The sequence below is a fragment of the Labrys methylaminiphilus subsp. lupini genome, assembly GCF_051161885.1.
Classification (GTDB): Bacteria; Pseudomonadota; Alphaproteobacteria; order Rhizobiales; family Labraceae; genus Labrys.
Window position 1 is genome coordinate 1,505,219 of record NZ_JBMDIH010000002.1, and the last position, 12,130, is coordinate 1,517,348.

General features: G+C 64.2%; 13 protein-coding genes. All 13 read left to right on the forward strand.

Going from position 1 to position 12,130, the window contains the following annotated elements; genetic code table 11:
* Positions 1–124 precede the first annotated feature (124 nt).
* The 13 genes from ACN6KF_RS32545 to urtD all read left to right on the forward strand — a co-directional run bounded on the left by ACN6KF_RS32545 (position 125) and on the right by urtD (position 12,123).
* Positions 125–808 carry an amino acid ABC transporter permease gene (locus tag ACN6KF_RS32545; RefSeq protein WP_434961014.1) on the forward strand — a complete coding sequence of 228 codons (684 nt, stop codon included), beginning with the start codon at positions 125–127 and terminating at the stop codon, positions 806–808.
* 1 nt (position 809) lies between these two features.
* Positions 810–1,463: an amino acid ABC transporter permease gene (locus tag ACN6KF_RS32550; protein ID WP_434961015.1), complete on the forward strand. Its 654-nt coding sequence runs from the start codon at positions 810–812 to the stop codon at positions 1,461–1,463.
* Complete coding sequence (locus tag ACN6KF_RS32555) at positions 1,447–2,175, forward strand: amino acid ABC transporter ATP-binding protein (RefSeq protein WP_434961016.1); 729 nt, start codon at positions 1,447–1,449, stop codon at positions 2,173–2,175. Before ACN6KF_RS32550 ends, ACN6KF_RS32555 begins: the two co-directional genes overlap by 17 nt.
* 25 nt (positions 2,176–2,200) lie before the next feature.
* On the forward strand, positions 2,201–2,980 hold the full coding sequence (locus ACN6KF_RS32560; protein ID WP_434961017.1) for a transporter substrate-binding domain-containing protein: 780 nt from the start codon (positions 2,201–2,203) through the stop codon (positions 2,978–2,980).
* Between the two features lie 13 nt (positions 2,981–2,993).
* The gene (locus tag ACN6KF_RS32565; protein WP_434961018.1) at positions 2,994–3,995 is read left to right on the forward strand and encodes a zinc-binding alcohol dehydrogenase family protein; all 1,002 of its coding nucleotides are present in this window, start codon (positions 2,994–2,996) and stop codon (positions 3,993–3,995) included.
* Positions 3,992–4,753, forward strand: a complete 762-nt coding sequence (locus ACN6KF_RS32570; RefSeq protein WP_434961019.1) for an SDR family NAD(P)-dependent oxidoreductase — start codon at positions 3,992–3,994, stop codon at positions 4,751–4,753. Before ACN6KF_RS32565 ends, ACN6KF_RS32570 begins: the two co-directional genes overlap by 4 nt.
* Before the next feature lie 14 nt (positions 4,754–4,767).
* Entirely contained in the window at positions 4,768–5,466 is a 699-nt protein-coding gene (locus tag ACN6KF_RS32575) for an RraA family protein (protein WP_434961020.1), read from the forward strand.
* Positions 5,467–5,476: 10 nt separating this feature from the next.
* A complete protein-coding gene (locus ACN6KF_RS32580) occupies positions 5,477–5,785 on the forward strand; it encodes a UxaA family hydrolase (protein ID WP_434961021.1) in 309 nt (102 codons plus the stop codon).
* Positions 5,785–6,975: a UxaA family hydrolase gene (locus ACN6KF_RS32585; protein WP_434961022.1), complete on the forward strand. Its 1,191-nt coding sequence runs from the start codon at positions 5,785–5,787 to the stop codon at positions 6,973–6,975. Before ACN6KF_RS32580 ends, ACN6KF_RS32585 begins: the two co-directional genes overlap by 1 nt.
* Positions 6,976–7,299: 324 nt before the next feature.
* Positions 7,300–8,547 carry an urea ABC transporter substrate-binding protein gene (gene urtA, locus ACN6KF_RS32590; RefSeq protein WP_434961366.1) on the forward strand — a complete coding sequence of 416 codons (1,248 nt, stop codon included), beginning with the start codon at positions 7,300–7,302 and terminating at the stop codon, positions 8,545–8,547.
* A gap of 50 nt (positions 8,548–8,597) precedes the next feature.
* Positions 8,598–10,214, forward strand: a complete 1,617-nt coding sequence (gene urtB, locus ACN6KF_RS32595) for an urea ABC transporter permease subunit UrtB (RefSeq protein ID WP_434961023.1) — start codon at positions 8,598–8,600, stop codon at positions 10,212–10,214.
* Positions 10,214–11,377 carry an urea ABC transporter permease subunit UrtC gene (urtC, locus tag ACN6KF_RS32600; RefSeq protein ID WP_434961367.1) on the forward strand — a complete coding sequence of 388 codons (1,164 nt, stop codon included), beginning with the start codon at positions 10,214–10,216 and terminating at the stop codon, positions 11,375–11,377. Before urtB ends, urtC begins: the two co-directional genes overlap by 1 nt.
* Positions 11,374–12,123: an urea ABC transporter ATP-binding protein UrtD gene (urtD, locus tag ACN6KF_RS32605; protein ID WP_434961024.1), complete on the forward strand. Its 750-nt coding sequence runs from the start codon at positions 11,374–11,376 to the stop codon at positions 12,121–12,123. The genes urtC and urtD overlap by 4 nt, the downstream gene beginning before the upstream one ends.
* The last annotated feature ends 7 nt before the right edge of the window (positions 12,124–12,130 follow it).

Here is a 12,130-nt window from a genome sequence, read left to right on the forward strand (position 1 = left end):
GTCGCGGTCAAGGGCATCACGCCCCTTCAAGAATGATGGGATCAGGGCACCGCGCCTTTGGGCGCTGCCAGCAGATCCATCCGGGCAGGCAACGTCAGATCAGAGGGCGCCACGCGCGCACTGCATGAGCTATCAGTTCGATTTCACAGCACTGCTGCCCTATTGGCGGGACTTCGCACAAGGGGTGTGGCTTACGCTCCAGCTTTCCGCCTGGTCGACATTGTTCGGCTTCGTGGGCGGCACGCTCTGCGCCATCGCCCGGGCTGATGGCGCACCCTGGCTGCAGCGTATCGTCGGCGGTTATGTCGAGGCGATCCGCAACACCCCGTTGCTGGTACAGATCTTCCTGATCTATTTCGGGATTGCAGTGCTCGGCATCCACCTTTCCGCCAATCTCGCCGCCGTCATCGCCCTGGTGGTGAACATCACGGCCTACACCTGCGAGATCATGCGCGCCGGCATCGAATCCGTGCACAAGGCACAGATCGAGGCCGCCGATTGCCTGGGCCTATCCCGTCGCCAGACCTATTGGCACGTCATCCTGCGTCCCGCGGTCGAACGGGTCTATCCGGCTCTGACCAGCCAATATGTGCTGCTGATGCTGGCCTCCTCCATCACCTCACAGATCTCGGCCGAAGAGCTGACTGCCGTCACCGGCCGTATCCAGTCCGACACCTTCCGCAGCTTCGAAACCTATATCGTCACCGCCCTGCTCTATTTGTTGCTTTCCTTCGTCGTGCGCGGCGCCTTCTGGGCGTTCGGCATGCTGATCTTCCCGCGCAAGCGCCGATTGGGGACATCGCTGTAACATGCCAAGTTTCGGGCTCTATCATCTCGTCTTCCTGCTGCAGGCCGCTTTTTGGACGCTGGCGCTTTCGGCGCTCGCCTTCGTCGGCGGAGGCATTCTCGGCTTCGCCGTTGCGCTGGCGCGCATTTCCGACAGCCGGATCCTGCGCGCGCTCGCCGGCCTGTATGTACAGATCGTGCAGGGTACGCCTCTGCTGATCCTTCTCTTCCTGATCTATTTCGGACTGGCGATCTTCGGGCTGGATCAACTGCCGGCCCTCGCCGCCGCCGGTGCCGGCCTGACCATCTACGCCTCCGGCTTCCTGGGCGAGATCTGGCGCGGCTGCATCCAGTCCGTGCCGAAGACGCAGTGGGAGGCAGCCGAGTGCCTGGCGCTAACGCGCTGGCAGCGCATGAGCCGGGTGATCCTGCCACAGGCGATGCGCATCGCCACGGCTCCCACCGTCGGCTTCCTGGTCCAGATCGTCAAGAACACCTCGCTCGCTTCGGTCGTCGGCCTGGTTGAGCTCAGCCAGGCGGGCAAGCTGATCAACAATTCGACCTTCCAGCCCTTCGCCGTCTTCATCTGCGTCGCGCTGTTCTATTTCATCATCTGCTATCCGCTCTCGGTCTGGAGCCGAGGGCTGGAGAGGAGGCTCAATGTCGGCCGTCGTTAAGCTCGCCAACGTTCACAAGAGCTTCGGCGCCGTCGAGGTGCTGAAGGGCATTTCCTTCGAAGTCGGCCGTGGCGAAGTCGTCGCCATCATCGGGCAGTCCGGCTCGGGCAAGTCGACGGCGCTGCGCTGCATCGATGCCCTGGAGGTCATTCAATCCGGCACGATCGATGTCTGCGGCCATCAGGTCCACAGCCCGGCGCTCGACAAGCGTGCATTGCGCCGCGACGTCGGCATCGTCTTCCAAAGCTATAATCTGTTCCCCCACCTGACCGCCGAACAGAACATCATGCTCGCACCGGTCTGCGTGAAGTCCCTGTCGAAATCCGCGGCGCGCGAACTGGCACGCGACTGCCTGCGCAAGGTGGGACTGGAGGCCAAGGCCGATCACTATCCCGAGCAGCTCTCGGGCGGCCAGCAACAGCGTGTCGCCATCGCCCGCTCGCTGGCGATGCAGCCCAAGGTGATGCTGTTCGACGAGGTCACCTCGGCCCTCGATCCCCAACTCACCGGCGAAGTCCTGAAGGTGATGGAAGATCTCGCGCGCGGCGGCATGACCATGATCCTCGTCACCCATGAAATGGGCTTTGCCCGCCGCGTGGCAACCAACGTCATCTACATGCATCGAGGCCAGGTCTGGGAGCAACTGTCCGGCAGCCAACTGGCCAATCCTGTCACGCCGGAGTTGCGCGACTTCATCGCCGGCGAGCTTTGAAAACAAGAAAGGCAAGGGAAACGACATGAAACGTAGGCAATTTTTGCTGGCGGGCGCCGCCATGCTGTTTGCACCGGCCGCGGTGCGTGCCGATACGCTCGACAACATCCGCAGTCGCAAGAAGCTGATGATCGCACTCGATCTGGGCTCCCCGCCCTATGGTACGATCGATGCAGCCATGAAGCCGTCGGGTTCCGATGTGGAGACGGCCCAATTGCTGGCCAGCGACATGGGCTTCGACCTCGACATCGTGCAGGTCACCAGCCCCAACCGCATTCCCTTCCTGCTGACGGGCAAGGCCGACATGGTCATCGCCAGCTTCAGTGTCACGGAGGAGCGCAAGAAGGTCATCGACTTCTCCGATCCCTATGGCGTGATCCAGTCGGTGATTGCGGCCAAGAAGGAGATAGCGATCAAGGACGACGCCTCGCTCTCAGGCCTGCGTGTCGGCACCACGCGAGGCAGCTCCAACGACAAGGAACTCACCTCGCGGGGCACCGGCGCCGAGATTGTGCGCTTTGAGGACGATGCCACCCTCGTCACCGCATTGGTATCGGGCCAGATCGACATCATGGCGACGTCGCCGGGCATCATGCAGACCGCCAATACCCGCGCACCCGACGCGCCTTACGAAATCAAATATGTCCTGCGCGTCTTCCCCTATGCCATCGGCCTGCGAAAGAACGACGAGGCGTTGCGCACCGCGGTGAACGAGTGGGTTCATACCAATCTGCGCAACGGCAAGCTCAACGCCATCTACAAGAAATATATCGGTGCCGATCTGCCGGCAGAAATGCTCAACTGACATGAAAGCGCTGATGATCGAAAGCGAAGGGCGCACGCGTTTCCATGACGTGGCTGCCCCGGTGGAAGGCGCTGGCGAGGTGCGCATTGCCGTGCGCCATGTCGGCCTGTGCGGCAGCGACCTCAACACCTATCGCGGGCTCAATCCGCTGGTGCAGCTACCCCGGATACCCGGCCATGAAATCGGCGGCGAAATCATCGCAACGGGCGCAGGCGTGCCACCGGACTTCGCGGCCGGCAAGCGCGTTATCGTCATGCCCTACACCCATTGCGGCTACTGTGCCTCCTGCCGTAAAGGCCGCACCAATGCCTGCCGCTACAACCGCACCCTCGGAGTACAGCAGGATGGCGGGCTGGCCGAGGAGATCGTGCTACCCGCCGGCAAGCTGATCCTCAACGACACGCTGGCACCGCGGCATCTGGCCCTGGTCGAGCCGCTTTCGGTGGGCTTTCACGCCGTGAGGCGGGGCCGGGTGAACGCGGGTGAACGCGTCGTCGTGCTCGGCTGCGGCATGATCGGCATGGGCGCCCTGATCGCCGCCGTCGCCCGTGGCGCCGAGGTCATCGCGGTCGACATGAGTGCGGAAAAGCTCGCCCTCGCCCGGCGTTTCGGCGCGACCCATGTCATCGATGCCAGCGCGCGGGACGTGGTTGCCGAGGTCTCGGCCCTGACCGGGGATGACGGCGCGGACATCGCCATCGAGGCTGTCGGCCTGCCCGCGACCTTCACCCAATGCATCGCCCTTGCCGGCTATTCCGGGCGCGTCGTCTATGTCGGCTATTCCAAGGCGCCGGTGACCTACGACACTCAGCTCTTCAACCTGAAGGAGCTGGACATCAGGGGATCGCGCAACGCGACGATCGAGGACTTCCGCGCCGTGATCGCCTGGCTCGAAGGCATCGGCGATGAAGCCGATGCGCTGATCTCGCGCATCATTCCTTTCGAGCAGGCGGAAGACGCCCTGCCCTTCTGGGACGGCAACCGGGACAGTCTGAAGGTGGTGGTGGCGCGATGAATCTGCAGCAGGCTTTCGGATTGGCGGGCAAGACCGCGCTCATCACCGGCGGTGGCTCGGGCCTCGGCCTCGCCATCGCCCAGGCGATGGGTGCGGCGGGCGCCAAGGTCATCCTGGCAGGCCGGCGCGCTGATGTGCTCTCGGAGGCCGCCGCCACCATTGACGGCGCGGCCTGCGAAGCGGTGGATCTGGCCCAGGTCGACACCCTGGCCGCGTTCGCCACCGGCGTGGAGGCGCGGCATGGGAAAATTGACATATTGGTCAACAATGCTGGCAACACCATCAAGAAGCCCTTCGAGGAGACATCCCTGGCCGAGATCGACCAAGTGCTCGACGTGCATTTGCGCGGTGCGTTGGAGCTCACCCGCGCCGTGATCGCCGGCCAGGCCCGGCGCGGCACCGGCAACGTCATCTTCACCGCTTCCATGACGTCCTTCATCGGCCAGCCCTTCGTGATGGGCTACACCGTGGCCAAGTCTGCCCTGCTTGGCGCCGTGCGCGGGCTTTCGGCGGAATTTGCGGCCCGCGGGGTGCGCGTCAACGGCGTGGCGCCCGGCTGGATCGATACGCCACTCTATCGCAAGGCCACCGATAACGATCCGCAGCGCCGGGCCAAGATCCTCGGCCGCATCCAGATGAACCGGGTCGGCACGCCGGAAGAAATCGGCTGGGCCTGCGTTTTCCTGGCCTCGCCTGCCGCCAGCTACGTCACCGGGCAGACGCTCGTGGTGGACGGCGGCGCCCTGGTTGGTTTTTGATAAGGAGAAAGTCCATGCCGATCGCGACCAAGCGCAGCGACGAGGAAACCTTCGCGCTGCTCAAGGAACGGTTGTTCACGGCGGTGGTCGGCGACGTCCTCGACGTCATGGGACTGCGCAAGCAGTTCCTGCCGGCGACCATCGGCCCGCTGCAGCAGCCGATGCGCATCGTCGGGCGCGCCATGCCGGTGCTGGAGGCCGACATCTTCGCCGAGGGAACCGAGCTTTCGGCCGGCCCGCTCGCCAGCAAGCCGTTCGGCATCATGCTCGAGGCGCTCGACGATCTGAAGCCGGGCGAGGTCTACGTCGCCTCCGGCTCGTCCCTGCGCTATGCCCTCTGGGGTGGGCTGATGTCGACGCGCGCCACCCATCTCAAGGCCGCGGGAGCCGTGCTGAACGGTTATGTGCGCGATGCGGCCGACATCGAGGCGCTGGGATTTCCCACCTTCTGCCGCGGCGTCTACGCGCAGGATCAGGGCGTTCGCGGCAAGGTCATCGATTTTCGCACCGCGATCGAGATCGAAGGCATCCGCGTGGCTCCGGGCGATCTCGTCTTCGGCGATCGCGAAGGCGTCCTGATCATTCCGCGCGAAGCGGAGGATGAAGCCATCGCCCGCGCGCTCGAAAAGGCCTCGACGGAGAACCAGGTGGCCGTGGCGATCCGCAATGGCATGAGCGCCTGCGAAGCGATGGCGACCTTTGGCGTGATGTGAGGCCACAACCATGCAACTGGACCCTCGCCTGCTCCACCTCTCGCCACTCGACAATGTCGTCGTGGCGCGTGAAGGCCTTGAAGCCAAGGCCGTGCTGATACTGGACGGGCAGGCGTTTACGCTGGCCGGGGCGGTGCAGCGCGGCCACAAGATCGCCTGTCGCGTCATCGCGCCGGGCGAGAAGATCATGAAATACGGTGCGCCGATCGGCTCGGCCATCCGGCCCATTGCGCCGGGCGAGCATGTGCATCTCCACAATATAAAGAGCGACTATACGGCGACCCACGTCATCGGCTCGCCAGCGACAGAGGCAGAGTGATGAAAGGCTATCTTCGCAATGACGGGCGCAAAGGCATCCGCAATGTCGTCGCGGTCGCCTATCTGGTGGAATGCGCTCATCATGTGGCACGGGAAATCGTGCAGCGCTTTCCCGACCAGCCCGTTCACCTGATCGGCTTTCCGGGCTGCTTTCCCAACGCCTATGCCCAGCGCATGATGGAGCAGCTTTGCACCCATCCCAATGTCGGCGCCGTGCTGCTGCTGTCGCTGGGCTGCGAGAGCTTCAACAAATATGCGCTTGCCGAGACAATCGCGTCGAGCGGCAGGCCCGTGGAGACGCTGACCATCCAGACCAGCGGCGGCACGCGCAGCACGCTCGAGGCTGGGCGCGCCTGGGTCGCACGGCAGGTCGACATATTGGCAGGCCAACCCACCGTTCCCATGGCTCTCGACGAGTTGGTCATCGGCACGGTTTGCGGCGGCTCGGACGGCACCAGCGGCCTGACCGGCAATCCCGCGGCCGGACGCGCCTTCGATCGGCTGGTCAAGGCCGGTGCCACCTGCATCTTCGAGGAGACGGGCGAACTCATCGGCTGCGAGGAGATCATGGCCGCGCGCGCCGTTACGCCGGCCCTCGGCGATGCCTTGCGCGGGGCCGTGGCGAAGGCGGCGCAGTATTACGCCACGCTCGGCTATGGCAGTTTCGCACCGGGCAACGCGGATGGGGGCCTGTCCACCATCGAGGAAAAATCGATGGGGGCCTACGCCAAGTCGGGCTCCTCGCCCATCTCCGGCCTGATCAAGCCGGGCGATGTCCCTCCTCGTGGCGGGCTCTATCTGATGGACGTCGTGCCTGACGGACCGGTGCGGTTCGGCTTTCCCAATATTTCCGACAATGCGGAGATCGTCGAGTTGATCGCCTCGGGGTCTCACCTCGTGCTCTTCATCACAGGACGCGGCTCCGTCTCCGGCTCGGCGCTGTCACCAGTCATCAAGATTTGCGCCAATCCCGATACCTATCGATGCCTCGCCGAAGACATGGATGTCGATGCCGGCCGTATCCTGGAAGGGCGCGCCTCGCTGGACGAGGTCGGCGACGAAATCCTCGCACTGATCCAGGACGTGGCGTCGGGCGCGATGACGAAATCGGAAGCGCTCGGCCATCAGGAATTCATTCTCACCTACAAGGCCTTCGAGCCGATCGGTCCGGCTTGCCTGCCTATCCGATGAAACCTTCGACCGGTCCCGCACGGGCGGACACAGCTTACGAGCATTCCATACGACAACACCCGACCCAGGAGGTGAGCTTCCAAAGGCAGCAATTCGCCTAATCGTTAGGCATGCATAAAATTTCGCCCCATCATCGATGGGCGCCAGCCCCACCTGCCAGCCCCGAAAACCCGATCGCCACGCCCTGTGCCTTCCGAGAACGGTCTTTCGCCCGATTGGCACGCCGCTTGCAGGAGCCCCACGGGATCCAACAAGAAGCAAGGGGAAGGCGTCATGTCGAAGCTTGGAAGACTTGGTCATAGCCTGTCGGGCGGCATTGCCGCGATGTTGATCATCTGCGGTGCTGCCAGGGCCGAAGAAGGCACCATCAAGATCGGCATCCTGCATTCGCTGTCCGGCACCATGGCGATTTCCGAGACCACGCTCAAGGACGCCATGCTGATGCTGATCGAGGAGCAGAACAAGAAAGGCGGCGTGCTCGGGCACAAATTGGAAGCCGTGGTGGTCGATCCCGCCTCGAACTGGCCGCTTTTCGCCGAGAAGGCCCGGGATCTTCTCGGCAAGGACAAGGTGGCGGCGGTGTTCGGCTGCTGGACCTCGGTCAGCCGCAAATCCGTCCTGCCCGTGTTCAAGGAGCTCGACGGCCTGCTGTTCTACCCGGTGCAATATGAGGGCCAGGAGAGCGAGCGCAACGTCTTCTACACCGGCGCGGCGCCGAACCAGCAGGCTATCCCGGCCGTCGACTATCTGATGCAGCAGGAAGGCGTGAAGCGCTGGGTGCTGGCGGGGACGGATTACGTCTACCCCCAGACCACCAACAAGATCCTGCAGGCCTATCTGCAGTCCAAAGGCGTGGCCAAGGACGACATCATGGTCAACTACACTCCGTTCGGCCAGTCGGACTGGCAGACCATCGTCTCCGACATCAAGAAATTCGGTTCGGCCGGCAAGAAGACCGCCGTCATCTCCACCATCAACGGCGATGCCAACGTGCCCTTCTACAAGGAACTCGCCAATCAGGGCATCAAGGCCGAGGACATTCCGGTCGTGGCCTTTTCGGTGGGCGAGGAGGAACTGGCCGGCCTCGACACCGGGCCGCTGGTCGGCCACCTCACCGCCTGGAACTATTTCCAGTCGGTCGATACCCCGGCCAATGCCCAGTTCATCAAGACCTGGCGCGCCTTCACCAAGAATGACAAGCGCGTCACCAACGATCCGATGGAAGCGCATTATATCGGCTTCAACATGTGGGTGAAGGCGGTGGAGAAAGCCGGCACCACCGATCCCGACGCGGTGATCGACGCCATCGTCGGCGTATCGGTGCCCAACCTTTCGGGCAGCTATTCGACTATGATGCCCAATCATCACATCACCAAGCCGGTGCTGATCGGCGAGATCCAGGCCGACGGCCAGATGCAGACCGTCTGGCAGAGTTCGGGGCTGCTGGTGGGCGATGAATGGTCCGATTACCTGCCTGATTCCAAGGACCTGATCGCCGATTGGCGCAAGCCGCTTTCCTGCGGCAATTTCAACGTCGCCACCGGCAAGTGCGGCGGCCAGGGCACGAACTAGGCTCCGGCATGCTGTCCCGCAAACCCTCCCGTCTCCGGTTGCGCTCCGCCATGCGTGGGTGTCGTTTCCTCATCCTGGCCCTGTGGGCCTGCCTCCTCATGCCCGGCCTCGTCCATGCCGATGAAGCCGGCATACGGGCCAGCCTTGCCAAGCTGGCCGGCGCAGGAAATTTCCAGCAGGTCGAGGCGGTGGTGCGTGACCTGGCCGGGAGCGGCGATGCCCTGGCGGCCCGCCCGCTCGCGGCGCTGGCGGACGGCAATCTCTACTGGCGTCAATCCGACAAGGCGATCCTGATCGCCTCGGGTACCGGCGATCCGCTTGCGGTCGCCGATCCGGTCACCGGTACGGGGCAGGGGACCGCAGGCAAGGGCGAACTCGTCAGGATCAAGGTCAACAACGCCATCAGGCGGGCGATAAGGGAAGCGAGCGGCTCGCTCACGCTCGCCTCCAGCGACAAGGCGGCGCGCCTCACGGCCGCCGCTACCCTGATCCAGACCCCTGATCCCAGCGCGCTCACGGCCCTCGACAACGCCATCGGCAAGGAGACCGATGCCACCGTCAAGACCCGGTTGGAGACCGCGCGCGCTGCCGCGACCTTGTTCTCCGACAGGCCCCAGGCCGACAAGAGCGCGGCCATCGGGCTCGTCGCCTCGCTCGGCACGCGTGAAGCTGCCACGCTGCTCGGCCGCTTCGAGGCCGGTGCCGACGGAACCTTGAAGGACGAGGCCACCGCCGGTATCCGCGCCATTGATGCGCGCTTGAAAATGTGGGATCTGGCGGAGAACGTCTGGTACGGCGTCTCGCTGGCCTCGGTGCTCCTGCTGGCCGCCATCGGCCTTGCCATCACCTTCGGCGTGCTCGGCGTCATCAACATGGCGCATGGCGAGATGGTGATGATCGGCGCCTACACCACCTTCGTCGTGCAGGAGGCGGTGCGCGCCTATGCGCCTGGTCTCATCGACATATCCCTGCTGATCGCCCTGCCCCTGGCTTTTCTGGTCGCCGGCGCCGTCGGCGTCGTCATCGAGCGCGGCATCATCCGCTTTCTCTACGACCGGCCGCTCGAAACCCTGCTGGCGACCTGGGGCGTTTCGCTGATCCTGCAGCAGGGCGTGCGCGTGATCTTCGGGCCGACAAATCGCGAGGTCTCCAATCCCGGCTGGATGTCCGGCAGCTTCAGCGTGGGCGAACTGAACATCACCGCCAACCGGCTGTGGATCTTCGCCTTCTCGATCGCCGTGTTCATCGCCCTGCGCCTCATCCTCAATCGCACCCGCTGGGGCTTGCAGATGCGTGCCGTCACCCAGAACCGGCGCATGGCCTCCTCGATGGGCATCCGCACGCCGAAGATCGACGCACTGACCTTCGGCCTCGGCTCCGGTATCGCCGGCATCGCCGGCGTCGCCCTCAGCCAGATCGGCAATGTCTCTCCCAATCTGGGCCAAGGCTACATCATCGATTCCTTCATGGTCGTGGTGTTCGGCGGCGTCGGCAATCTGTGGGGCACGCTCCTGGGCGCGCTGACGCTCGGCATCGCCAACAAATTCCTCGAACCCTATGCCGGCGCGGTGCTCGGCAAGATCATCGTGCTCGTCTTCATCATCCTCTTCATCCAGAAGCGCCCGCGTGGCCTGTTCGCGCAGAGGGGACGGGCGGTGGAAGCATGATCCTCGCAACCCTGCTCAAGAACGGGCTCGACCGTCGCCTCTCCATCCTCGTCGCCCTTCTCGTGGCGGCGGCCGTGCTGGTGCCGGTCCTTCACCTGGCGGTACCGGCAGACAGCGCCTTCCACGTTCCCGCCTATCTCGTGGCGTTGCTCGGCAAATATCTCAACTACGCCCTGCTCGCCCTCTCCCTCGACCTCGTCTGGGGCTATTGCGGCCTTCTATCGCTCGGCCACGGCGCCTTCTTCGCGCTGGGCGGGTATGCCATGGGCATGTATCTGATGCGCGGGATCGGCGATCGCGGCGTCTATGGCAATCCCGTCCTGCCCGACTTCATGGTGTTCCTGAACTGGCAGGAACTGCCCTGGTTCTGGTACGGCTTCGACCGGTTCTGGTTCGCCGCACTGATGGCGATGGCCGTACCCGGCCTGCTCGCCTTCGCTTTCGGCTGGTTCGCCTTCCGCAGCCGCGTCAACGGCGTCTATCTGTCGATCATCACCCAGGCGATGACCTATGCCCTCATGCTTGCCTTCTTCCGCAACGACATGGGCTTCGGCGGCAATAACGGGCTGACGGATTTCAAGGATCTGCTCGGCTTTTCCCTGCAGGCGCCGGGCACGCGCGCGGCCCTGTTCGCCGCCAGCGCCCTGATGCTGGCCTTGTTCGTCGCGCTCACCGCCATGATCACCGCCTCCAAGCTCGGCAAGCTCATGGTCGCCGTGCGCGATGCCGAATATCGCTCCCGCTTTCTCGGCTGGCGGCCGGAGAACATCAAGCTGTTCGCCTTCACCTTCTCGGCGGTGATGGCCGGCATCGCCGGCGCGCTCTATGTCCCGCAGGTTGGCATCATCAACCCCGGCGAGTTCTCGCCGGCCAATTCGATCGAAGTGGTGATCTGGACCGCCATCGGCGGCCGCGGCACCCTGATCGGGCCGGTAATCGGCGCGGTGAGCGTCAACTGGGCCAAGAGCTGGTTCACCGCCGCCCTGCCCGATTTGTGGCTGTTCGCCCTCGGCGCCCTGTTCGTCGCCATGCCTCTCCTGCTGCCGAAGGGCCTGGTCGGCGCCTTCGCGCATTGGCGTCGATCCTGGTCCGCTCGCAAGGCCCCCGCGAGCAAGGCGCTTGCGCCCGCCCAAAGCGAAGCCGCGGAGGAAGCGGCCTCATGAGCCAGCAACCGCAAAGCATTCTCTATCTCGACGGCGTCAGCGTCAGCTTTGACGGCTTCAAGGCCATCAACAATCTCTCGCTCATCCTGGAACCTGGCGAGATGCGCGCCATCATTGGTCCGAACGGGGCCGGCAAGACCACGATGATGGACATCATCACCGGCAAGACCCGTCCCGATACCGGCGAGGTCTTCTTCGACGGCGAACATGATTTGACCAAGCTCGATGAAACGGACATCGCCAATCTCGGCATCGGCCGCAAGTTCCAGAAGCCGACCGTGTTCGAGACCCATACGGTCGAGGACAATATCGCCCTCTCGCTCAAGGGCAGGCGCGGCATCTTCGCTGCCCTGTTCGACCAGCGCTCGCGATCCGAGGCGGAGCGCATCGACGAGATCCTCGCCACCGTCCGTCTCGAACAGCGGCGGGGCGACAAGGCGGCCGGGCTGTCGCACGGCCAGAAGCAATGGCTGGAGATCGGCATGCTGCTGGCCCAGAACCCCAAGCTCCTGCTCATCGACGAGCCCGTAGCCGGCATGACCGACGCCGAAACGGCGCAGACCGGTGACCTCCTCAGGCAGATCGCCCGCTCGCATTCGGTGGTCGTTGTCGAGCACGACATGCATTTCATACGCGAGCTCGGGGTGAAGGTGACCTGCCTGCACGAGGGCAGCGTGTTGTCGGAGGGGCGGTTCGACCATGTCTCGGCGGATCCGCGGGTCGTCGAAGTCTATCTGGGGAGATAGAGGGTCA